The organism is Streptacidiphilus monticola, from assembly GCF_042658505.1.
GTDB lineage: Bacteria > Actinomycetota > Actinomycetes > Streptomycetales > Streptomycetaceae > Streptacidiphilus > Streptacidiphilus monticola.
On the sequence record NZ_JBHSQJ010000028.1, the window covers coordinates 1 to 22,482 of the forward strand.

Annotated in this window: 18 protein-coding genes; 7 read left to right on the forward strand and 11 right to left on the reverse strand. The window is 71.6% G+C overall.

Annotation, left to right across the window (positions count from 1 at the left end):
- The 3 genes from ACFP3V_RS08125 to ACFP3V_RS08135 form a co-directional block, all read right to left on the reverse strand.
- Window positions 1-732, reverse strand: a 732-nt coding sequence (locus tag ACFP3V_RS08125; RefSeq protein ID WP_380581345.1) for a carbohydrate ABC transporter permease, incomplete at its 3' end; no start/stop codon positions are given.
- Entirely contained in the window at window positions 732-1,676 is a 945-nt protein-coding gene (locus ACFP3V_RS08130; protein WP_380581347.1) for a carbohydrate ABC transporter permease, read from the reverse strand. The genes ACFP3V_RS08130 and ACFP3V_RS08125, both read right to left, overlap by 1 nt.
- Window positions 1,677-1,686: 10 nt before the next feature.
- Window positions 1,687-2,982: an ABC transporter substrate-binding protein gene (locus tag ACFP3V_RS08135; RefSeq protein WP_380581349.1), complete on the reverse strand. Its 1,296-nt coding sequence runs from the start codon at window positions 2,980-2,982 to the stop codon at window positions 1,687-1,689.
- Window positions 2,983-3,149: 167 nt separating this feature from the next.
- Between ACFP3V_RS08135 and ACFP3V_RS08140 the strand changes: the two genes are divergently transcribed.
- Complete coding sequence (locus ACFP3V_RS08140) at window positions 3,150-4,172, forward strand: LacI family DNA-binding transcriptional regulator (RefSeq protein WP_380581351.1); 1,023 nt, start codon at window positions 3,150-3,152, stop codon at window positions 4,170-4,172.
- Window positions 4,173-4,370: 198 nt separating this feature from the next.
- Here ACFP3V_RS08140 and ACFP3V_RS08145 read toward each other — a convergent pair whose 3' ends face one another.
- The gene (locus ACFP3V_RS08145; RefSeq protein WP_380581353.1) at window positions 4,371-5,180 is read right to left on the reverse strand and encodes a DUF1684 domain-containing protein; all 810 of its coding nucleotides are present in this window, start codon (window positions 5,178-5,180) and stop codon (window positions 4,371-4,373) included.
- Window positions 5,181-5,658: 478 nt separating this feature from the next.
- On the opposite strand from ACFP3V_RS08145, the gene ACFP3V_RS08150 reads away from it, so the two are divergent.
- From ACFP3V_RS08150 to ACFP3V_RS08165, 4 genes are read left to right on the forward strand one after another with little or no spacing between them, the layout of a single operon-like run.
- A complete protein-coding gene (locus tag ACFP3V_RS08150) occupies window positions 5,659-6,642 on the forward strand; it encodes an ABC transporter permease (RefSeq protein ID WP_380581355.1) in 984 nt (327 codons plus the stop codon).
- Window positions 6,643-6,644: 2 nt separating this feature from the next.
- Window positions 6,645-7,616 carry an ABC transporter permease gene (locus tag ACFP3V_RS08155; protein WP_380581357.1) on the forward strand — a complete coding sequence of 324 codons (972 nt, stop codon included), beginning with the start codon at window positions 6,645-6,647 and terminating at the stop codon, window positions 7,614-7,616.
- Window positions 7,613-9,829 (forward strand): dipeptide ABC transporter ATP-binding protein, encoded by a 2,217-nt coding sequence (locus ACFP3V_RS08160; RefSeq protein WP_380581359.1) that lies wholly within the window; start codon window positions 7,613-7,615, stop codon window positions 9,827-9,829. Before ACFP3V_RS08155 ends, ACFP3V_RS08160 begins: the two co-directional genes overlap by 4 nt.
- A gap of 48 nt (window positions 9,830-9,877) precedes the next feature.
- On the forward strand, window positions 9,878-11,569 hold the full coding sequence (locus ACFP3V_RS08165) for an ABC transporter family substrate-binding protein (RefSeq protein WP_380581361.1): 1,692 nt from the start codon (window positions 9,878-9,880) through the stop codon (window positions 11,567-11,569).
- Window positions 11,570-11,627: 58 nt separating this feature from the next.
- Here ACFP3V_RS08165 and ACFP3V_RS08170 read toward each other — a convergent pair whose 3' ends face one another.
- Window positions 11,628-12,398, reverse strand: a complete 771-nt coding sequence (locus ACFP3V_RS08170) for a VOC family protein (RefSeq protein WP_380581363.1) — start codon at window positions 12,396-12,398, stop codon at window positions 11,628-11,630.
- 229 nt (window positions 12,399-12,627) lie between these two features.
- Here ACFP3V_RS08170 and ACFP3V_RS08175 point away from each other — a divergent pair, with 229 nt between their 5' ends.
- Window positions 12,628-13,476: a ZIP family metal transporter gene (locus ACFP3V_RS08175; RefSeq protein WP_380581365.1), complete on the forward strand. Its 849-nt coding sequence runs from the start codon at window positions 12,628-12,630 to the stop codon at window positions 13,474-13,476.
- A gap of 32 nt (window positions 13,477-13,508) precedes the next feature.
- On the opposite strand, the gene ACFP3V_RS08180 is transcribed toward ACFP3V_RS08175, so the two are convergent.
- From ACFP3V_RS08180 to ACFP3V_RS08205, 6 genes are all read right to left on the reverse strand, one after another.
- On the reverse strand, window positions 13,509-14,534 hold the full coding sequence (locus ACFP3V_RS08180) for a LacI family DNA-binding transcriptional regulator (protein WP_380581367.1): 1,026 nt from the start codon (window positions 14,532-14,534) through the stop codon (window positions 13,509-13,511).
- Window positions 14,535-14,571: 37 nt separating this feature from the next.
- Window positions 14,572-14,892: an L-rhamnose mutarotase gene (locus ACFP3V_RS08185; protein WP_380581369.1), complete on the reverse strand. Its 321-nt coding sequence runs from the start codon at window positions 14,890-14,892 to the stop codon at window positions 14,572-14,574.
- A gap of 70 nt (window positions 14,893-14,962) precedes the next feature.
- Window positions 14,963-16,057 carry a rhamnose ABC transporter substrate-binding protein gene (rhaS, locus tag ACFP3V_RS08190; RefSeq protein ID WP_380581371.1) on the reverse strand — a complete coding sequence of 365 codons (1,095 nt, stop codon included), beginning with the start codon at window positions 16,055-16,057 and terminating at the stop codon, window positions 14,963-14,965.
- Between the two features lie 63 nt (window positions 16,058-16,120).
- The gene (locus ACFP3V_RS08195) at window positions 16,121-17,173 is read right to left on the reverse strand and encodes an ABC transporter permease (protein WP_380581373.1); all 1,053 of its coding nucleotides are present in this window, start codon (window positions 17,171-17,173) and stop codon (window positions 16,121-16,123) included.
- Window positions 17,166-18,218, reverse strand: coding sequence for an ABC transporter permease (locus ACFP3V_RS08200; RefSeq protein ID WP_380581380.1), 1,053 nt, complete (start codon window positions 18,216-18,218; stop codon window positions 17,166-17,168). Before ACFP3V_RS08200 ends, ACFP3V_RS08195 begins: the two co-directional genes overlap by 8 nt.
- Window positions 18,218-19,738: a sugar ABC transporter ATP-binding protein gene (locus ACFP3V_RS08205; protein ID WP_380581376.1), complete on the reverse strand. Its 1,521-nt coding sequence runs from the start codon at window positions 19,736-19,738 to the stop codon at window positions 18,218-18,220. Before ACFP3V_RS08205 ends, ACFP3V_RS08200 begins: the two co-directional genes overlap by 1 nt.
- Before the next feature lie 405 nt (window positions 19,739-20,143).
- Between ACFP3V_RS08205 and rhaI the strand changes: the two genes are divergently transcribed.
- Window positions 20,144-21,310 (forward strand): L-rhamnose isomerase, encoded by a 1,167-nt coding sequence (gene rhaI, locus ACFP3V_RS08210; RefSeq protein WP_380581378.1) that lies wholly within the window; start codon window positions 20,144-20,146, stop codon window positions 21,308-21,310.
- Window positions 21,311-22,482 lie beyond the last annotated feature (1,172 nt).

A 22,482-nucleotide genomic window follows, 5' to 3' on the forward strand; every position in this document is an offset into this window, starting at 1 on the left:
CACGGCACTGAGCAGACCGGGCACATCCACACCATGCTCCGTCTGGAAGTTGTAGAGGCCCAGCGTGATGACCTTGGTGCTGTCGGACTGGGTGAGGATCAGCGGGAAGAGGAAGCCGTTCCAGGCCTGGAGCGCGGAGAAGACCACGATGGAGGAGAGCCCGCCCTTGGACAGCGGCAGCACCAGCTGCCAGAACACCCGCCAGGGGGTGGCGCCGTCCATGGCCATGGCCTCGTACAGCTCGCTGGTGATGTCCCGCATCGCGCCGGTGAGCACCAGCGTGCACACCGGCAGGCAGAACGCGGCGGTCGGCAGGATGACGCCGATGAGGTGGTCGTAGAGGCCGGCCTTGCTGATGACGTAGAACATCGGCACGATCACGGCCTGGGCCGGGATGGCCAGTCCGAGCAGGAAGACCCGGAAGACCGTGGTGATGGTCCGGCCCCGGGCGCGCACGATGGCGTAGGCCAGCGGCGGTACCACCAGCAGCACGATGGCGACCACGCTGACGGTGACCACGAGCGTGTTGAGGAAGTCCTGACCGAACCCGTTGGAGAAGTCGTCGATGTAGTTCTGCAGGGTCAGGTGCGACGGGAAGGTCAGCGGGCCCTGCGAGGAGTAGTTGGACCGGGTGCGGAAGGTGGCGATCAGCAGCACGTACAGCGGCAGGCCGACCAGGCACAGCCAGACCAGGGAGCCCAGCCCGGCAAGGTAGTTGGGGCGCTGCCGCATCACAGTCCCTCCGTGGTGCTGCGCATCTTGTCGTAGCCGGACAGGCGCACGACGGCGAGCGAGATCAGGGTGGCGACCACCACGAGCACCAGGGCGACGGCCGAGCCGGAGCCGAAGTCGAAGCTCTTGAAGGCCTGTTGGTACATGTAGAAGGCGCTGACGGTGGTGTCCGTGCCGGGGCCGCCCTGGGTGAGGATGAGGACGGTGTCGAAGGTGGTCAGCCCGCCGACCGTCATCAGGATCACCGACGTGATCATGGTGTTGCGCAGCTGCGGCAGGGTGATGTGGAAGAACTGCCGTACCGTTCCCGCCCCGTCGATCGCGGCGGCCTGGTAGAGCACCTGCGGGATGGCCCGGGCGCCGCCCTGGTAGAGCAGCGCGTGCATGGGCGTCCACTGCCACATGCCCACGAAGGTGAGCACGGCGATGGCGCCGCTCTGACTGCCCATCAGGTTGCCGTCGCCGAACAGCCAGGTCAGCTGGGAGGGCACACCGAAGTTCGGGTCCAGGATGGCGCGCCAGACCACGGAGATCGCGGTCGCGGACAGCAGCAGCGGGACGAAGAAGATCGCGGACAGCACGGCCCGGTTGCGCTGGTGCCCGGCCGCCCAGACGCCCAGCAGGATGCTGACGGGGGTCTGCACGACCACGCCGAGGACGGTGAGCAGCAGCGTCAGCCAGACGCTCTGGGTCATCACCGGGTCGTGGATCAGCTTGGTCCAGTTGGCGAAGCCGTTGAACCGGGGGGCGTCCACGCCGTCCCAGCTGGTGAAGGAGAGCACCGCGACCAGGACCAGCGGCACCAGCGCGAAGAGCAGGAAGAACACGGTCGCCGGCACCGCCCAGGCCAGGCCCGGGCGGGTCACCCCGACGCCGCTGCCGCGCCGCGCCCGGAGGCGGAGGCGGCGGCGGCCGGACTCGGCTGCGATGGAGAGAGCACTCATGGCATTCGCCTCAGGAGGTGGGCAGGGCCTGCATGGCCTTGATGAAGCCGTCCGCGTCGAGCTTGCCGTCGAAGAACTCCTGCACGGCGGTGTGGATCGGCGTGTTCGCGGCCGGCGGGTAGGCCTGGTCCCAGGAGAGCTGGAACGACGGCGCCGCCTTGACCAGGTTGTACTGGTACTTCGAGTAGTCCGGGCTGGCCGAGGTGTCGAGGAACTGCTCGGTGTTGGTGGTCGTCGGCAGGTTGCCGATGGCGAGCTGCGCCTTGACGAAGTCGTCGGAGTACATGAGCTTGAGGAACGCGGCGGCCGCGTCGGGGTGCTTGGTCTTCTTCAGCACCGAGTAGAAGTTGTTGGTGTTGCCGACGACGTCCGCCGGGTCGCCCTTGCCGCCCGCGATGCTGGGGAAGTTGCTGTAGCCGAGGTCGTTCTTGGCGAAGTCCGGGTTGGCGTCCTGCTGGGTGGCGTACTCCCAGGAGCCCATCAGCTCGAAGGCGGCCTTGCCCTTGGCCAGCAGCGCCGGGGAGCCGCCGTCGGTGAACTTGACCGAGTCGAAGTTCGAGCCGAACGCGCCCGCGTCGACGAGCTGCTTGAGCATGCCGAGCGCCTTCTTGGCGTCGTCGCTCGCCCAGGCGCTCTTGTCGCCGGCCAGCACCTTCTGGAACAGGCCGGGGCCGGCCACCCGGTCGAAGACGTACTCGTACCACATCAGCGTCGGCCACTGGTCGCCGCCGCCGAGGGCGATCGGGGTGATCCCCTTGGCCTTGAGCACCTTGACCGCGTTGAGCAGGTCGTCCCAGGTCTTCGGGACGCTCAGCCCGGCGTCGGCGAGCACCTTCTTGTTGTTGAACAGCAGCACCGGCTGGGTGCCGCGCATCGGGATGCCGTAGGACTTGCCGTCGATCACCGCGGTGTTGAACACCGAGGGCAGGAAGTTGCTCTTCAGCCCCGGGTCCTTGGCGATCATGTCGTCCAGCGGGAGCAGCAGGCCGGACTTGACGTAGGGCTGGATGGAGCCGCCGCCCCAGTTGAAGAAGATGTCCGGGGCCTGCGGGGTGTTGATGATCGTGTTGAGCTTGGCCTGGTAGTCCGCGCCCGGGATGGTGTCCAGGACCGCCTTGACCTTCGAGGTCTTGTTGAAGGTGTCGACGATCTGCTTCTCGACCTTGTTGCTGGCGTCGCCGTAGACCAGGACGTGGATCACGCCGGAGTCGCCGCCCGCGGAACTCCCGCTGCCGCTGCCGCATGCCGTCAGCCCCAGCGACGCCACGGACAGTCCGACTGCGAGAGCCAACACTCGTCTGTTCATCGAACACCTTCCTAAATGTTTCGCCTTCATTGCCGAAAGCATTGCCCTGCGGGGACGCTAGGTCCCCGATCCCGCAAGGGTCAACCCCCGCAACATCGGGGTAACCGAAGCGTGATGTTGACCGCGGGGTTGACAAGAGCGCAGCAGCCGTGGCCTATGCTGCGCACATGGATAAAGTCGATGACCTGGGACGCGTGACTCTCGCGGACGTGGCCCGCGAGGCGGACGTCTCCGTCTCGACGGTTTCGAAAGTTCTCAACGGACGTACCGACGTCTCACCCGCAACCCGCGAACGGGTCGAGGAGCTGCTGCGCCGCCACGGCTACCAGCGCGGCCCCCGCTCGGGCGGGGACGCGCCGCTCATCGAGATCGTCTTCCACGAACTCGACAGCCTCTGGGCCATGGAGCTGCTGCGCGGCGTCGAGGCCGTCGCCAACGGATACGGCGCGGGGGTCGTGGTCACCCACAGCGGCTCGCGCCACGCGCCGGGGCCGGAGTGGATCGACGCGGTGGTGCGCCGCCGTCCGCTCGGCGTCGTACTGGTCTTCTCCAGCCTTCCGCCGGACCTGAAGCGGCAGTTGCGCTCGCGCGCCATCCCCTTCGTGGTGATCGACCCGGCGGGCGACCCCGAGCCGGACGTCCCCTCGGTGGGGTCGGCCAACTGGGCCGGCGGCCTCGCCGCCACGCGCCACCTGGTCGACCAGGGGCACCGGCGTATCGGGATCATCACCGGCCCCGACGACATGCTCTGCTCGCTGGCCCGGCTCGACGGGTACCGCTCGGCGCTGACCATGGCCGGGATCGAGCCCGACCCGGGCCTGGTCGCCTTCGGCGACTTCCACGCCGAGGGCGGCTACGCCAGCGCCCGCGACCTGCTGGCCCTGCCGGACCGGCCGACGGCGATCTTCGCCGGCAGCGACCTGCAGGCTCTCGGCGTCCTGGAGGCGGCCCGCGTCGCGGGACTGCGGGTGCCCGAGGACCTGTCCGTCGTCGGCTACGACGACCTCGACATCGCCAAGTGGACCAGCCCGGCCCTGACCACCGTCCGCCAGCCGCTGCGGGAGATGGCCGAGCAGGCCACCCGGCTCATCCTGCGGTTGCGTGAGGACGAACCGCCCACGCCGACGCGGCTGGAGCTGTCGACGACACTGGTCGTCCGCGCCAGCACCGCGGCGCCCCCGCCGCGATAGCCGCACTGCGGTCGCACGGACCGCGGGTCGTGCGACCGGTGGTCGGCGGTGTCCCATCCCGCGCTCCGTCCCGGTGATTTGCATGCAGGGATGACAAATGTCGCCCGGGTGTTCGGGAATTGGCAAGTATCGATTCGGAGTCGGCGCCTTCCGTCGAGAGTTTTCGAGGCTTCTCCGGTGCTGGGACGAACGGCCAGGTCAGCGGTGCCGCAACAGGCGGCGCTCGCCCGCGGCGACGGGGAAGCCCAGCGTGTTCCCCTCCGTCGGCAGCGGGCAGGTGAAGTGGTCGGCGAAGGCCGACGGGGGAAGGGCCGCCCGGTTGAAGTCCACGAGCGTCCGGCCGTCCGCGTCCGGCGCAGGCACCTCGACCACGCGGAAGCCGCACGCCTCCCCCGCCCGGGTGGCGTCCGCCATGCTGACGCTGAGCGCGCCGTCGGCCGCCCGCTGCACGGCCACCGCGTGCGCCTGCGCTCCCCGGCGGAACGTCAGCTCGCCGGCCAGCACGGTCGCGCGCCGGCGGCCGTCGCTGTGCAGCACCCGGACCGGGCCCTCCGCCGGGAAGGGGACGTAGCGCGCCGGAACCGCCCAGGACGGGTCGTAGGGGAAGGCCGCGATGCCCGCGAAGGCGGAGCGCGCCCGGGAGGCGGGGTCGAAGACGCGCACTGCGTACCGGTCCTCGCGGACGATGAGCTGCAGCAGCCTCCCGCCTTGGCTGACCCGCGGCGCGCCCGGTCCTTCGTCGGGACAGAGCCGGACCTCTCCTTCCAGGGGCGCGTCGTCCACCGCGATGCCGTCGTGTCTCGCGGCGGTCAGCGTGACCTTGCCGGCCTGCTCGTCGACCGTCCAACGGCCGGGCAGGGCCCAGCCGTTGGCACGCTGCTCGTCGAGCCACCAGGTGCCGGTGAGGGCGAGCGGCCCGTAGGGCGCGCGGGCGCGGACCACGCGCTCCCCCCGCCAGGACGCCCAGGCCTCGACTGCGGATTCGGTGGATTCCAGGGCGGCTTCCATGACTGCTCCTCTGCGCAACAGGGGTCGAGCGGGCAGGCGCGGCGAGACCGCCGGCGACGGCGGACCGCGCACGGGCATACCGGCCGTCAGGACACGGACCGGAGGCGGGACGCGGGAACGGCCTGCAGGCGGCGGCGGTTCGACACGCCGGGCGGCTCCCGGAACCGGATCAGCGGCGATGCGAGGCGGACCACACCCGACCGAAGTCGATGTGGCCGCGGATCACCAGCGGCTGTCCGGAGGACGTCATGAGGTCCAGTCCACCAGCCCCCTGACGTGCCGTCAACACCCCTGCAGCGCAGGGCGGAACGCGAACTTTCCGGCGATGCGCCCCCATCGCGCACGAACACCGATTGCAGGTACATGACGATTTCATGACAGAAACGAGCCACCCCTGGCGGTGGGGACACCCCTGCCCGACAGTGGATCGCGTGCGCACCGGCGCACGTCCCTCGTCCCTGGAGAGCCTCGCGCCGTCATGGTCCGCTACCTCGCGCGCAAGACGACCGGCTGGCTGCTGATGATCGCCGTCGCGACCAACGCGACGTTCTTCCTGGCCAGTTGGTTCCTCGACCCGCGCTCCGACTACCGCAGTCTGCGGCCGGTCCGCACCGAGCTGCAGATCGACACCGCCCTCGCGCCGTACGGGCTCGACCCGCGGCAGCCCCTCGTCGAACGCTGGTGGCACTGGCTGGTCGAGGTGGTGGTCCGCTTCGACTGGGGCAGGTCCCCCACCGGCATCCGGGTCAACGGCGAGATCGGCTACCGTGCCCTGGTCAGCGGCGAGTTGATGCTGCTGGCGACCGTCCTGTCGGTGCTGCTCGGCGTCGCCCTCGGCGTCTGGACGGCGTCCCGGCAGTACAGCTGGGGCGACCGGCTGGCGCAGACCGTGTCGGTGGTCCTCTTCAACATCCCCACCGCCGTCATGGCGCTCGCAGTGGTCTTCGTCGCCATCTGGCTCAACCAGCACGCCGGGCTGCACTTCCTCTACGTCGCGGGCGAGAACTCCCCTGACGTGTCCGGGTTCTGGCCGACGCTGGGAGACCGGCTGCTGCACCTGATCCTGCCCACGGTGACGCTCACCCTGATCGGCTACGTGGGCTACCACCTGACCCAGCGGTCGCTGCTGCTGGACACCCTGGACGCGGAGTTCGTCCGCACCGCCCGGGCCACCGGTCTGACCCGGGCCCAGGCCATCCGCCGGCACGCGCTGCGGGCCTCGCTCATCCCGACGGCGACCTCGGTGGCCTTCAGCATCCCTGCGATCTTCACGGGCGCGGTGATCACCGAGAGCATCTTCGGCTGGGACGGTATGGGCCAGTACTTCGTCCAGACCATCGGCAAGAACGACGTCCACGGAGCCGTCGCCACGGCCGCGTTCGGCGCGGCGACGACCGCGGTCGGCGCCATCCTGGCCGACCTCGCGACGGTCTTCCTCGACCCGAGAGTCCGGGTGAGCTGACCATGGCAGCACCGACCTCGGCACCGCAGCCGCCCGGGGCCGCCGGACCCGGCGCCGACCTCGGAGCGGACCGCCGCACCGAGCCGACGGACCGTCAGGAGGCCTCCTGGGGGCTCGGCCTGGGCCGCCTCTACCTGCGGCGCTTCCTGCGCAACCGCCCCGCCCTCGCGGGCACGGCCGTCTTCCTCGCCCTCGTCCTGTTCAGCCTCCTCGGCGGCAGCTTCACCCACTGGCAGTACACCGACACCGACTTCACCGCGCTCACCCAACCGCCGGGCGCGGCGCACTGGTTCGGCACCAACCAGGGCGGCAACGACCTCTACGCGGAGGCGGTGCACGGCCTGCAGCGCTCCCTCGTCATCGCGGTCAGCGTCTCGGTGTTCACCCTGGTGATCGCCGCCGTGGTCGGCGCGGGCGCGGCCTATCTGGGCGGCCGGGTGGAGAAGTCCGTACTGGCACTGATCCACTTCCTGCTGGTGGTGCCCTCGTTCCTGATCCTCGCGCTGGTCTCGCACCGGCTCGCCGGCGACTGGCGGGTGCTGATCCTGGTGCTGACGGTGTTCGGCTGGATGGGCACCGCCCGCGTCGTCTGGTCCGTCTCCACCTCGCTGCGCGAGCGCGACTACGTGACGGCGGCGGAGTTCATGGCCGTGCGCCCGTTCCGGATCGTGCTGCGGCACATCATCCCCAACCTCGGCTCGCTGCTGATCCTCAACCTGACCCTGGGCGTGGTGGCCACCGTGCTCAGCGAGACCGCGCTGTCCTTCCTCGGCTTCGGTGTGCAGACGCCCGACGTCTCGCTGGGCACCATGCTCGCCGACGGCTCCGGCTCGCTCACCAGCGCGCCCTGGCTCTTCGCCGTCCCCGCCGGGCTGGTGGTGCTGCTCACCGTCTCCATGGCGCTGATCGGCGACGGACTGCGCGACGCGCTCGACCCGACCTCCGCGACCGGTGCCTCAGGAGGCATGTCATGACGCGCCCCACGCCGCTCCTGCCGCCGGACGACGCCCCGTCCGCCGCCGCGGTGGGACCGGGGAGTTCCGCCCCGCAGCCGGTGCTGTCCGTCCGCGACCTGCGGGTCTCCTTCCCGTCCGAGGCCGGGACCGTGGAGGCCGTCCGCGGGATCGGCTTCGACCTGCTGCCCGGCCGCACGCTGGGCATCGTCGGCGAGTCGGGCTCCGGCAAGTCCGCCACCGCGATGGCCGTGATGAACCTGCTGCCCCCGACCGCCCGGTTGGCCGGTCAGGTCCGGCTGCACGGACGCGAGTTGGTGGGACTGAGCGACCGTGAACTGTCCCGGATCCGCGGCCGCGAGATCGGCATGGTCTTCCAGGACCCGCTGTCCGCGCTGACGCCCATCTTCTCCGTGGGCCGCCAGCTCAGCGACGCGCTGCGGGTCCACCAGGACCTCAGCCGCGCCGCCGCCTGGGAGCGCGCCGTCGAACTCCTCGACCTGGTCGGCATCCCCGACCCGCGCGGCCGCGCCCGCTCCTTCCCGCACGAGTTCTCCGGCGGCATGCGCCAGCGCGTCGTCATCGCGCTCGCCGTCGCCAACCGGCCGTCCGTCCTGGTCGCCGACGAACCCACCACGGCGCTCGACGTCACCGTGCAGGCGCAGATCCTCGAAGTCCTGCGCACCGCGCAGCAGGAGACCGGCGCGGCGCTGCTGCTGATCACCCACGACCTCGGCGTCGTCGCGGGCTACGCGGACGAGGTGGCGGTGATGTACGCGGGGCGCATCGTCGAGCAGGCCGGCGTGCGCGAGCTGTACCGCCGTCCGACCATGCCGTACACGGCCCGGCTGCTCGCAGCCGTGCCCACGGTGGAGGCTGGCGAGCGCCGCCCGCTGCTGCCCATCGGCGGCGAGCCGCCGTCGCTGGTCGCCCTCCCGGACGGCTGTCCGTTCGCCCCGCGCTGCGCGCTGGTCACCGACGCGTGCCGCACGGCCGAGCCGCCGCTGCGGCCGCTCGCCGACCACGGGTCGGTCGCCTGCGTCCGCGCCGACGAGGTTGCCGCGGGTGGACTCGACCCGCTCCAGGGCCCGTTGGCGGAGCCGGTGGACGGCCCGGCGCCGCTCGCCCCGGCCGGCGCCGACGCGACCGGGACGGAGCCGACCGGGACGCCCGAGGTGCTGCTGACGGTGGAGGACCTGGTCCGCACCTTTCCGCTGACCCGCGGCGCGCTGCTGAAGCGCCGCGTCGGCACGGTGCGGGCGGTGGACGGGGTCTCCTTCCAGGTGCGCGCGGGAGAGACGCTGGGCCTGGTCGGCGAGTCCGGCAGCGGCAAGACCACGACCCTGCTGGAGATCATGCGCCTGCGCCGGCCCGAGCAGGGACGCATCGAGGTCGCCGGCACTGACACCGCCGACCTGCGCTCCGCCGCCCGGATCCGCGAACTGCGCGGTGCCGTCCGCATCGTGATGCAGGACCCGCTCGGCGCGCTCGACCCGCGGCTGCCCGTGTCACGGCTGCTCGCCGAGCCCCTGGAGGCCATCGGCCTGCCCCGCAGGGAACTGCGGCCCCGGGTCTTCGAACTGCTCCGGCTGGTCGGCCTGGAGCCGTCCATGGCCGACCGCTTCCCGGCCGCGCTCTCCGGCGGGCAGCGCCAGCGCGTCGGCATCGCGCGAGCCCTCGCCGTCGAACCGCGGCTGCTCGTCCTGGACGAGCCGGTGTCGGCGCTCGACGTGTCGGTGCAGGCGGGCGTGCTCAACCTGCTCACCCGGCTGCAACGGGAGCTGGGCCTCGGCTATCTGATGGTGGCTCACGACCTGGCCGTGGTCCGCCATGTGGCGCACCGGGTGGCGGTGATGTACCTCGGCCGCATCGTCGAGTCCGGCCCGACGGAATCCGTCTTCGCCCGTCCGCGCCACCCCTACACCCGGGCCTTGCTCTCCGCCGTGCCGGTGCCCGATCCGGAGGTGCAGCGCCACCGGGAGCGGACCGTCCTGGAAGGCGAGCAGCCCGGCGTCTCCCCGGACGCGCGCACCCTGGGCGGCCCGGCCGCCGCCACCCGCGCCGGCTGCGTCTTCGTCGACCGCTGCGCCCTCCACCGCACCCTCGGCGAGGAGTTGCGCAGCCGCTGCCGGACCGAGCAGCCGCAGCTCACGACCGCCGCCGACGAGACCGCCGAAGGATCGGCCGTCGCATCCGGCGCCGCCGACCACCGGTTCGCCTGCCACGCCGGCTGACCGCCGCCGGGCCCGCCCATCCTCCCTCCGACCGACAAGGACCGCTCCATGACCCGTGAGAGACTCGCCCTCCCCCTCGCCGCCCTCGCCGCGGTCGTCGCGCTCGCCGTCACGAGCTGCTCCTCCTCCGGGAGCACCGGCTCGTCCGGCGCGAGCGGCAGTCCGACGGCCCCGAAGGCGGCGAGCGCGGCGGTCGACTACAACCCCCAGCCCTACGACCGGGTGCGGACCGGCGGCACCTACACCACCGCCGGAACCTTCGACGACCAGGGCAACCCCTTCGACGCCGACGCCACGCTCACCGCGGCCCGGATCTGGTTCTGGTACAACGCCGACGCCATCACCTACTCGCCCACCGGCGACGTCCAGTACAACCCGGACTACTACAGCCACGTGGACGTCAAGGTCTCCGGCGGGAACCAGGTCGTCACCCTCACCATCAACCCGAAGGCCGTCTTCAACGACGGCACCCCGATCGACTGGACGGCGATCGAGGCGACCTGGAAGGCGAACAACGGGTCCGACCCGAAGTTCAACGTCTCCTCGACGGACGGCTACGACCAGATCACCTCGGTCAGGCCGGGAGCCGACGCCAAGCAGGCCGTCATCACCTTCAAGGGGGTGGACGCCTCCTGGCCCGCGCTCTTCTCGACCTTCCTGCACCCGAAGGCCGCGACGGTCGCCAACTTCAACGGCGCCTACCTGAAGAAGGCCAACCCGCAGTGGGGCGCGGGCCCTTACACGGTCGGCACCTGGGACACCCACTCAGGCAACGTCACCTTCGTGCGCAACCCCAAGTGGTGGGGAAAGCCCGGCAAGTTGGACAAGCGGGTGTTCGTCAAGCTGGACTCCACCGCGGCGGTCAACGCCTTCCGCAACGGCCAGATCGACTACACCGCCACCGGGTCCGCCGAGGGCCTCAAGCAGATCAGCGGCATCAACGGCACGCAGATCCGGCGCGGCGGCAGCCCCTTCGAGTACTCGCTGTACCTCAACGCCAAGTCCCCGGTCCTGTCCGAACTACCGGTCCGCAAGGCGGTGTTGGAGGCCATCGACCGCAACCAGGTGGCCCGGATCGAGTTCCAGGGGCTCGACTACTCGGAGCCGCTGCCCGGCTCCGGCCTGCTGTTCAGCTTCCAGAAGGGGTACCAGGACAACGTCTCCAAGGTGCTGAGCTACTCCCCCGCCGATGCCCGGAAGGAACTGGACGCGGCGGGCTGGACGGCCGGCTCGGACGGCATCCGCGCCAAGAACGGCCGCAAGCTGGAGATCGGCTACACCCTGATCGGCTCCGACCCGCTCGACAAGGCGCTCGCCCAGGCCTTCGCCGCAATGCTCAAGCAGGTCGGCGTCAAGGTGGACATCCGCACGGTCGACGAGTCCGACTTCTCCAAGGTGCTCAGCACCCGCGACTTCGACCTGTTCCTCTCCGGCAACCGGTCGCTGGACCCGTTCGGCCAGCGCTACCTGTGCCAGGAGTACTGCTCCACCAGCGCGTCCAACCTCACCGGAACGGGCACGGCGGAGCTGGACCAGCAGATCAAGGCGGTCTCGCAGATCGCCGACCTGGACCAGCAGATCGCCGCCGCCAACAAGGTCGAGCAGCAGGAGCTGCAGCAGTACGCGTTCCTGCCGCTGTTCAGCGGCCCGTCCATCTACGCCGTCAAGGACGGCCTCGCCAACGTCGGCGCGACCATCTTCGGCACCCCGCTGCCGGAGACCATCGGCTGGCAGAGCTGAGCGACCGGTCGGCCGCGCCGCCGCGACACCCGCGCGCGGCGGGGCGGCCGACCCTCCGTCAGCTGCCGTCCCGCGGTGCGAAGACGCCGAACGTCGCGCCCTGCGGGTCGCGGACCACCGCGAGTCGCGGCCCGTTCTCCATCTCCACGTCGGCCGGGCCGTGCAGGATCTCACCGCCCAGCCGGGCGGCGGCCGCCGCGGTGGCGTCGACGTCGGCGACCAGGAAGAACGGATTCCAGTGCGAGGGGACCTCTGGCGGGAACATGTCGCCCATCTCCATCACACCGCCGAACATGGTGTCGGCCAGGCCGACCATCGGATACGTCTCGTTCGGCCAGACCTGCCAGCCGAGGACACCGGAGTAGAAGTCCAGCGCCGCCTTGCTGTCCCGGGTGGACAGGTCGGCCCAGCCGAACGCGTTCGGCTCGTTGACCACGCCGAAGCCGCTGAACTGCCCCGCCTGCCAGAGCGAGAACGGCGCGCCGGTCGGATCGCTGAGCAGCGCCCAGCGCCCCACCTCGGCCACGTCCATGGGACCCATCCACAGCTGCGCGCCCGCCTGCTGCGCGGCCGCGGCGGACGCGTCCACGTCGGGCGCCGCGAAGGACAGCAGCCACATCACCGGTTGCTGAGGGTTCATCAGCGGCGCGACGGCGGCCGCGGGGGCGCCGTCCAGGGAGAAGATCGTGTAGCCGCCCATCTCCGGATTGGGGTCCGTCTGCGCGGTCCAGCCGAACAGCTCGCCGTAGAACCGCTGGGCCGCCTCCGGGTCGCTGGCGCTCAGCTGCGCCCAACAGGGGGAGCCGGGGAGGATCTCGGTCACCTTCATCGCCGTGCCTTTCGCCGCGGGTTCCTGCCTTCCGCACCAGCAAACCCTCCGGGCCGGACGCGTTCCAGCGGACACGCGCTCCGCACCCGCGGACACCGCCCGGAGGCAGGCAGCCGGGCCGACCGCAGGCACGGGCTGAGCTCAGCGGTGCACAGCCAGTTGTTAGGCAAGGCTTACCTCCTCTAGGGTCAGCAGTGGCAAGTCCCCCTCCCTGCCTGGAGCAGCAACCGTGTCGTCGTCGCAGATCGTCCTTCTCGGTGCCATCGCCGGGCTCACCATCTACCTCGGCCTGCCGATCGGGCGGTTGCGCAACCCCGCGCCGCGACTGCGCGCCTCGCTGAACGCGGTCGCCATCGGCATCCTGACGTTCCTGGTCTGGGACGTGCTCAGCGCCGCCTGGGAGCCGACCGACTCCGCCCTCTCCAGCCACCACTGGGGCACCGCCGTGGGCGGCTTCCTGACGCTCGCCGCGGGCCTCGCGGTCGGAATGATGGGCCTCGTCTCCTACGACCGCCGCATCGCCGCGCGGCGCGCCGCACGCGCGCAGCTGTCCGCGGGCCCCGGTGCCGCCGCCGTGGGGGACACCGCTCCGGGCGGTGCCGCCGCCAAGGCCGCCCGCTCCGGCGCCGCCGGGCTGGCGCTGATGATCGCCACCGGCATCGGACTGCACAACTTCGCGGAGGGGCTGGCCATCGGCAACTCCGCCGCGACCGGCCAGATCTCCCTGGCCGTGCTGCTGATCATCGGCTTCGGCCTGCACAACGCCACCGAGGGCTTCGGCATCGTCGCCCCGCTCGCCGCCGAGGGCGAACGGCCGAGCTGGGGCAGTCTCGCCCTGCTCGGGCTGATCGGCGGCGGCCCCACCTTCCTCGGCACCCTCGTCGGCCAGCACCTGGTCAACGACTACCTCTCCATCGCCTTCCTCGGCCTGGCCGCGGGCTCCATCCTCTACGTCGTGATCGAGCTGCTGGCCGTGGCCCGCCGCTCCGGCCTCAAGGAGCTCACCGGCTGGATGATCCTGCTCGGTCTGCTGCTCGGCTTCGCCACCGACGCCGTCGTCACCGCCGCCGGCGTCTGAACCCCGCCCGGGCGGAGCAGCCGCCCGCCGGGCTAGGGCCTGGCCGCCCGCCGCATCGTGGACGCCCGGACCACCAACTCGGGCTGGTAGACCACGTGTTGGTGCTCATGCGGGCCCTCGGACAGCGACTCCGCGAGCAGCAGCTCCGCCGAGGTCCGGCCGATCTGGTAGGCGGGCTGGCGCACCGAGGTGATCGGGACGGTCGCGGCCCCGGCGAACTCGATGTCGTCGTAACCGACGAGGGCGATGTCCTCCGGGACCCGGACGCCCACCGCGAAGAGCGACTGCAGGACGCCGAGCGCCAACAGGTCGTTGGCGCAGAACACCGCCGTGGGACGGTGCCCCAGACCGAGCAGGCGCTGACCCGCGTCGCGGCCGGCGGCGATGTCGAGCCGCGGGGTCTCCACCACGGCCAGCGCCTCCGGCGGGAGTCCCGCCTCCGCCACCGCCTGACGGGCGCCGACCAGGCGGTTGTGCACCTGCTGCAGGGACAGCGGTCCGCCGACGAAGACGATCCGCTCGTTGCCGGTCTCGACGAGGTGACGGACCGCCAGGGTGCCGCCCAGCACGTCGTCGACCGAGACCGAGCAGCCCTCCTCGCGGTCGGCGCCCCGGTCCACCAGCACGACGGGGATGTTGCCGCGCCGCAGCACGCCCAGGTCGGCGCCGCTGCCGTCGATCGGGGACAGCAGCACCCCGAGGACCTGCTGCTGCGCGAAGTGCGCCAGGTACGCCTCCTCCTCGGCCCGGTCCTGACCGCTGTTGGACAGCATGACCATCAGGCCGTTCTCCCGGGCGACCTTCTCCGCCCCGCGCGCCACGTCCACGAAGAACGGGTTGCCCATGTCGAGGACGAGCAGCGCCATCACCCGGCTGCGTCCGGCGCGCAGCTGCCGGGCCGACTCGCTGCGCACGTAGCCGAGTTCGGAGATGGCGGCCTCGACCCGCAGCCGCGTGTCGACGGAGACCAGGTCCGGGCGGTTGATGACGTTGGAGACGGTGCCGATCGACACTCCGGCCTGCCGGGCGACGTCCTTGATGCCCACCGTGCGTGCCACGTCGGTGCCTGTCCTTTCGGTGCGGGCGGATGGTCGGTCAGGCGAGGTGGAAGACCTCGGTGAGCGGCCGCATGGCGGCGTCGGGCGCGCTGCCGTCCAACTGCTCGAAGAAGTGTGCCATCTCCCGCTGCCACCGGGCGTTGACCACGGTGGCGGCCATCAGCTCCCTGGCCCGGTCGAAGTCCTCGGTCTCCAGGTAGCCGACGAGCAACCCGTCCTCACGCAGGAAGAGGGAGTAGTTGTGCCAGCCCGTGCGCGACAGCGCCTCCTGCATCTCGGGCCACACGGCCGCATGGCGCCGCCGGTACTCCTCGACGCGATCCTGACGGACCTTCAGCAGGAAGCAGACGCGCTGCACGGGGACACCTCCTGGTGGGTCCGGTCCCGGGCGACCGGGGACGCCGCCGCCCGGAACCGGGGCTGGTGGGTCAGAAGTCGAACTGGTCGATGTTGCTCTTGTCGAACACCGTCGGGTCCCCGAGCAGCACGACGCCGTCGGCGCCGACGGTGAAGCTGCCGAGGTCGCCGGCCTTGAAGGTCTGGCCCTGGGCGCCGGTGATCTGGCCGGAGGCCAGCGCGGTGGCGGCGTAGCCGGCCAGCTCGCCGAGCTTGGCCGGGTCCCACAGCTCGAAGCCGGCGACCGTGCCGTCCTTGACGTAGGCGCGCATGTCGTTGGGGGTGCCCAGGCCGGTGAGCGCGACCTTGCCCTTGTACTTGGAGCCGGACAGGTACTGGGCGGCGGCCTTGATGCCGACCGTGGTCGGGGAGATGATCCCCTTCAGGTCCGGGTACTGCTGCAGCAGGCCCTGGGTCTGCTGGAACGAAGTCTGCGCGTCGTCGTTGCCGTACGCGACGGTGACCAGCTTCATGTTCTTGTAGGCGGGCTTCTTCAGCTCGTCCTTCATGTAGCCGATCCAGGTGTTCTGGTTGGTCGCGGTCTGCGCGGCCGAAAGGATCGCGATGTCGCCGGTGTAGTTCAGCTGCTTCGCGATCAGCTGCACCTCGCTGCGGCCCAGCGCCTCGGCGCTGGCCTGGGAGACGAAGACCTGGCGGCAGCCAGGGTTGGTGTCGGAGTCGTAGGTGACCACCTTGACGCCGTTGCTCATCGCCTGCTTGAGCGCGGTGCACAGCGCGCCGGGGTCCTGGGCGGACACCGCGATCGCGTTGACCTGCTGCTGCGTCAGCGTGTTGACGTAGGAGACCTGGCCCGCGGTGTCGGTGCCGCTGCTGGTGCCGACCTCCTTGTACTTCTCGCCGAGGGCGTCGAGCGCCTTCTTGCCGCCGTTGTCGGCGATGGTGAAGTACGGGTTGTTGACCTGCTTGGGCAGGAAGGCCACGGTCAGGCCGGTCCTGGTGGCCGCCCCGGGGTTCGCGGAGGCGGTGCTACCCGCTGCGGCGTTGCCGGCGGCGTCGGTGGACTTCTTGGTGGTGCCGCCGCAGGCGGAGGCCGTGACGGCGATGGCGGCCGTCAGGGCGAGCGCGGTGGCGGCGCGGGCAGCAGAGCTTCTGGCGCGAGCGGGCATCGGACTTCCTTGTCTCGGAGGCGAATTGACGGCAGGTCAGGGGAGGCGGCCGGTTCGGCCGGGTCAGGCGGTCGCGGTGGGGAGGGGTTCGGGTGCGCTCGTCGTGCGATGCCGGGCGCGGGCCCGGACGATCCGGCGGCCGACGCGGGGGCCGAGGACCGAGACGACCAGCAGGACGCCGGTGACCACGATCTGGGACTGGGCGGAGACGTTGACCAGGCTCATCGTGTTCTGCAGGGTGCCGAGCAGGAACACGCCGGCGATGGCGCCGCCGAGCGTCCCCCTGCCGCCGTCGAAGTCGATGCCGCCGAGCAGTACCGCGGCGATGACGGACAGTTCGAGGCCGGTGGCGTTGTCGTAGCGGGCGCTGGCGTAGTGCAGCACCCAGAACACGCCGGTGAGCGCGGAGACCAGGCCGGTGGTCGCGAACATCGCCAGCCGCAGCCGCTTGACCCGGATACCGACGAAGTACGCGGCCTCCTCGGAGGCGCCGATGGCGAACAGTGAGCGGCCCACGCCGGTGGCGTGCAGCACCAGGACCGCGACGATCGCGAGCACCGCCCAGGGGACGGCGGCGTACGGGATGAAGGTCCCCGCGATCCGGCCGGAGCCGAAGTCCAGGTACTGCTGCGGGAAGTCGGTCACGGAGTCGGAGCCGAGCACGATCTGCGCGATGCCGCGGTAGGCGGCCATGGTGCCGATGGTGACGGCCAGGGACGGCAACCCCAGCCGGGTCACCAGCAGGCCGTTGACCAGTCCGCAGACCACTCCGAGGACCAGGCAGAGCGGGATGATCGTCTCGATGGCCATGCCGTGGTTCCACAGCGCGCCCATCACCGCGCCGGACAGTCCGGCGATCGAGCCGACGGACAGGTCGATCTCCCCGGCGACGACCAGCATCGTCATCGGCAGTGCGATGAGCGCGATCGGCAGCGTGTTGCCGATCAGGAAGGACAGGTTCAGCGCGTTGCCGAAGTTGTCGACGAAGCTGAACGAGCACAGCAGCAGCACGATCAGCAGAGCGCCGACGACGGTGTCCCAGCGGACCATGCCGCCGAGGCCGGGACGGTTCGGCGCGGCCGCCTTGGTCAGATCGGCCGTGACGGGCTCAGCCATGGTGGGCGCTCCTTGTCTGTGCGGCGCGCTTGCGGAGCACGCGGGCCACGCGCAGTGCCACCAGCCGGTCCACGGTGATCGCCAGGAGCAGCAGGATGCCGTCGATGGCGAGGACCCAGACGGAGCTCACGCCGACGGCGGGCAGCACGCTGTTGATGGAGGTGAGCAGCAGGGCGCCGAGGGCCGCGCCGTAGACGCTGCCGGAGCCGCCGGTGAAGGCGACGCCGCCGACGACGACCGCGGAGACGACGGTGAGTTCGTAGCCGCTGCCGGTGCCGGAGTCGACGTTGCCGAAGCGGGCGAGGTAGAGGGCGCCGGCCAGTCCGGCGAGGGCGCCGCACAGGAGGTAGGCGGCCGGCAGCCGCTTGCGGACGGGCACGCCGGCCAGGCGGGCGGCCTCCGGGCTGGAGCCCAGCGCGTACAGTTCCCGGCCGCTGCGGTAGCCGCGCAGGTAGTAGGCGGCGACGACGAGGACGAGCGCCGCGAGGACCCCGAGCCAGGGGATCGCCCAGAACCCGGAGTGGCCGAACGAGGCGAAGGAGTGCGGCAGTTGACTGGCCGTGATCTCACGGGAGCCGACCCAGATCGCGTCGATGCCGCGGATGATGTAGAGCGTGCCCAGGGTGACCACCAGTGCCGGGACCTGGCCGAGGCTGACCAGCAGCCCGTTGAGCAGTCCGAAGGCGCTGCCGAGCGCCACCGCGATCACCACGGCGAGCACCGGGTTGCCGCCGCCCTGGAGGAAGTCGCCCGCCGCGAAGGCGGTGATGCCCAGCACGGAGCCGACGGACAGATCCACGTTGCGGGTGATCACCACGACGGCCTGGCCGGTGGCGACCAGGACCAGGATCGCCGCGTTGAGCAGCAGGTCCTTGATGCCCTGCACCGACAGGAAGGCGCTGTTGTAGAGCTGGGTGGCCAGCAGCATCAGCACCAGGACCGCGCCGATGGCCAGTTCGCGGACCTTGAGCGCCAGGTCCAGCAGACCGGCCCGGGCAGGCGGTGCGGCGACGGCCTGGCTCGGGGGGCCGATGGTCTCGGTCATCATGCGGCGTTCCTCTCGCGTCCGGTGGCGGCGGTCATCACCGACTCCTCGGTGGCCTCGGCCCGCGGGATCTCGGCGGTGATCCGGCCCTCGTGCATGACCAGCACCCGGTCCGCCATGCCGAGGATCTCGGGCAGGTCGGAGGAGATCATCAGGACGGCGACGCCCTGCGCGGCCAGGCTGGACAGCAGCCGGTGCACCTCGGCCTTGGTGCCGACGTCGATGCCGCGGGTCGGCTCGTCGACGATCAGCACCTTCGGGCCGGTGGCCAGCCACTTGGCGAGCACGACCTTCTGCTGGTTGCCGCCGGAGAGCGTGCCGACGGTGTCGGCCAGCCGGGCGAACTTGACCTGGAGCCTGACCGCCCAGTCCAGGGCCCGGTCCCGCTCGGCCCGACGGTTCATCAGACCCGCGGTGCTGGTGGCCTTCAGACCGGTGAGCCCGATGTTGCGCTCGATGGACATCTCCATCACCAGGCCCTGCGCCCGCCGGTCCTCGGGGACCAGCGCGACACCGGCGGCCATGGCCACGCTCGGGGCGCCCTTCGTCAACGGCCGCCCGTGGACGCGCACCTCGCCCGCGTCCCAGCGGTCGACACCGAACACCGCCCGGGCGACCTCGCTGCGCCCGGCGCCGACCAGGCCGGCCAGGCCGACGATCTCCCCGGCGCGGACGTCGAAGGAGATGTCGGTGAACACGCCCTCCCGGGTCAACCTGCGGACGCTGAGGGCGACTTCGCCGATCTCGGTGTCCTGCTTGGGGTAGAGCTCGTCCAGGTCGCGGCCGACCATGCGGCGCACCAGGTCGTCCTCGGTCAGCCCCGCGACGGGCTCGCTGGCGATCCAGCGGCCGTCCCGCAGGGTGGTCACCCGCCGGCAGAGCTCGAAGACCTCCTCCAGCCGGTGCGAGATGAACAGCACGGCCGCGTCGCGCGCCAGCAGGGACCTCACGACGCGGAAGAGGCGGGCGACCTCGCTGCCGGTCAGCGCGGCGGTCGGCTCGTCCATGATCAGGACGCGGGCGTCGAAGGAGAGCGCCTTGGCGATCTCCACCAACTGCTGGTCCGCGATGGACAGTCCGCGGGCCGGCTGGTCCGGGTCCAGGTCCACGCCCAGCCGCTGGAACAGCTCGGCGGTGGCGGCACGGACCGCGCCGTGGTCCACCCGGCCGAGCGAACGGCGGGGCTGGCGGCCCATGAAGATGTTCTCCGCGACCGAGAGGTCCGGGAAGAGCGTGGGCTCCTGGTAGATCACCGCGACACCCGCGTCACGGGCGTCCGCGGGGCCGTGGAAGACCACGTCCTGGCCGTCCAGCAGCACCCGGCCGGCGTCCGGACGGTGCACCCCGGCAAGGGTCTTGATCAGGGTCGACTTGCCGGCGCCGTTCTCCCCCGCGAGGGCGTGCGCCTCGCCGGCGAACAGACGCAGGGACACGTCCTGCAGGGCGCGGACCGCGCCGAAGGACTTGCTCACCCCCTCAAGGGCGAGCATCGGCACGGCGTCCGGTTCTGAGTGGGACATCGAGAGCGCTCCTTGGCCGGCCGGGCGTCGTCGCCATCGGCATGAAATGTTTCAACTCGATTGCCGGGACGTTAGAACGCCCGGAGCGGCCGAGTCAATAGATTCCGGACAGCCGAATCCCGTTCGGCGTCCGGACATGTCGCCCGGCGAGGCGCGACTGAGCTGCTACAACCGCAGCAGGGAAAGGGATTCGGCCGAGGGCAGGCCGAGGGCACGATTGCGTCACGCCACCCCGATCGGGTGGACTTCGACGCCCTCTTGACCTCGGAGCGGCGTGGGTCTACCGTCTCGAACGCGATTGAAACGTTTTTTCCTCCCTTGCCTCAGCCCTCGGAGCACTCGGCAGGACGCTCCGCCCGGGCGCCGACGCCCTGCCCGGCACGCGCCGATTTCGTAAGGATCGCCATGACCGACCTGTCTGCGGTGAAGACCGCGCTGAAGTCCCAGGAGATCGAGACCCCGTCCTGGGGCTACGGCAACTCGGGGACCCGGTTCAAGGTGTTCGCCCAGCCGGGCGTGCCGCGGGACCCGTTCGAGAAGCTGGACGACGCGGCCCAGGTGCACGCCGCCACCGGCGTCGCGCCGCTGGTCTCGCTGCACATCCCGTGGGACGCGGTGGACGACTACGCGGAGCTGGCCGCCCACGCCAAGGAGCGCGGCCTGCGCCTGGGCGCGATCAACGCGAACACCTTCCAGGAGGACGACTACAAGCTCGGCTCGGTCACCCACCCGGACCCCAAGGTGCGCCGCAAGGCGGTGGACCACCTGCTGGAGTGCGTGGACATCATGGACGCGACGGGGTCGCGGGACCTGAAGCTGTGGTTCGCCGACGGCACGAACTACCCCGGCCAGGACGACATCACGGCCCGTCAGGAGCGGCTGGCGGAGGCGCTGTCGGAGGTCTACGCCCGCCTGGGCGAGGACCAGCGGATGGTGCTGGAGTACAAGCTGTTCGAGCCCGCCTTCTACACGACGGACGTCCCGGACTGGGGCACCAGCTACGCGCACTGTCTGAAGCTGGGGCCCCGGGCGAAGGTCGTGGTCGACACCGGCCACCACGCGCCGGGCACCAACATCGAGTTCATCGTGGCCTTCCTGCTGCGGGAGGGGAGGCTGGGCGCGTTCGACTTCAACTCCCGCTTCTACGCGGACGACGACCTGATGGTCGGTTCGGCGGACCCGTTCCAGCTGTTCCGCATCCTGCACGAGGTGGCGAAGAACGGCGGCTTCGAGAAGGAGCAGGAGGTGGCGTTCATGCTCGACCAATGCCACAACATCGAGGCGAAGATCCCCGCCGTGATCCGCTCGGTGATGAACGTCCAGGAGGCCACGGCCAAGGCGCTGCTGGTGGACCTGGACGCGCTGCGGGCCGCGCAGGCGGCGGGTGACGTGCTGGGAGCGAACGCGGTGCTGATGGACGCGTACAACACCGACGTCCGCCCGCTGCTGCGCGAGGTCCGCGAGGAGCAGGGCCTGGACCCCGACCCCCTGGCCGCGTACGCCGCCACCGGCTGGCAGGACCACATCGTCGCCACCCGCGTCGGCGGCACCCAGGCAGGCTGGGGCGCATAGGCGCTGCGCGCAGCAGAGCCGAAAGCCCCCGGGCCCGGCTCGGCCCGCCCCGCGCTCCGCACGGGCGGCCCACCCCAGCGGACCCCACGTCCCGCGCGAAGCGCGAGCCCGAGGGGCCGCCGGGCGGAGCGAAGGGAACCTGGTCGGGCCGATCCCCCCATGCGAAGCGCCGGGCCGGGCAGGCCACCGGGCTGGCCCGGCTCGGACTGCATCAAGCGCAAGCCCGACCGGGCCGCCGGGCGGAGCGAAGGGAGACTGGTCGTGCCGATCCCCCACGCGAAACGCCGGACGGTGGGCGGGCCACCGGGCCCGACCGGACAGCGCCGAGCGCAAGCCCGACCGGGCCGCCGGGAGCGCGAAGGGAACCTGGTCGTGCCGATCCCCCACGCGAAACGCCGGACGGTGGGCGGGCCACCGGGCCCGACCGGACAGCGCCGAGCGCAAGCCCGACCGGGCCGCCGGGAGCGCGAAGGGAACCTGGTCGTGCCGATCCCCCACGCGAAACGCCGGACGGTGGGCGGGCCACCGGGCCCGACCGGACAGCGCCGAGCGCAAGCCCGACCGGGCCGCCGGGAGCGCGAAGGGAACCTGGTCAGGCCAGGGGCCCTTCGGCTCGTGCGGAGTGCGAGCCTGGTCCGGCCGCCGCCGGGCAGCGCGCAGCGCGAGCCCGGGCGGGCCCACGGGCCCACGGCCCGACGCGCCCGCAGCATGGGCAGGCAAGCCCACTTGCCTCACCCTGGCCCCAGTTGGGCGCGCAGCGCCCGGCGAGCTGATGGGACATCAGGCTGGGCCCCACGTCCCGCGCGAAGAGCAGGCGGGCGGGCCCGAGGGCCACGCCGCCGGGCAGCGCGAAGCGCGAACCCGGGCGGGCCGACGGGGCCTATGGCCCGACGCGCCCGCAGCATGGGCAGGCAAGCCCACTTGCCTCACCCTGGCCCCAGTTGGGCGCGCAGCGCCCGGCGAGCTGATGGGACATCAGGCTGGGCCCCACGTCCCGCGCGAAGAGCAGGCGGGCGGGCCCGAGGGCCACGCCGCCGGGCAGCGCGAAGCGCGAACCCGGGCGGGCCGNCCGCCGGGCAGCGCGCAGCGCGAGCCCGGGCGGGCCAGCCGCTCCGGGCGACCCGCAGGGGCCTGGCGGGCCGGCCGCTCCGGGGGACGCGCCGGGGCCGGGC